Annotated in this window: 1 protein-coding gene; it reads right to left on the reverse strand. The window is 63.9% G+C overall.

Annotated features, from left to right (window positions below):
• Positions 1–335 (reverse strand): TraC family protein (locus HMPREF2924_RS26455; protein WP_168172974.1); only part of this gene is annotated, 335 nt, incomplete at its 3' end.
• Positions 336–385 lie beyond the last annotated feature (50 nt).

Raw genomic sequence — 385 nt, forward strand, 5'->3', positions numbered from 1 at the left:
CCCTCGGTGCCCAAGGGCACCAGCTCGAAGAACGCGGCGCGCGAACGCCCATCCTCCAGGAGCATCACCTGCTCGTCGGGCAGGTACTCAGCCCAAGGCAGCAGGTCGACGAACGATGGGTCGTGATCGTAGAGGCGTGACGCTTCAGCCTGCGTGGCGCCATTCTTGCTCCCGGTGTTGGGCAGAGGAATACCCATGGCGGCCAGTCGCGCCAGATATCGCTCAGTCGCTTCTTCCGCGGCCGCTACGTCCAGCGCTCCTGAATCTTCGGGAGCGTCTGCCGGTACCGACTGAGGCTGTGTGCGACCGCGCAGAAGGGTTTGAAAAAGGCCCATCAATAGTCCTCCGTGCGTTCGCCCGGCATGGCGTACTGGACTCGCTGGTA

It is taken from the genome of Pseudomonas sp. HMSC063H08 (assembly GCF_001813645.1).
Classification (GTDB): Bacteria; Pseudomonadota; Gammaproteobacteria; order Pseudomonadales; family Pseudomonadaceae; genus Pseudomonas; species Pseudomonas aeruginosa.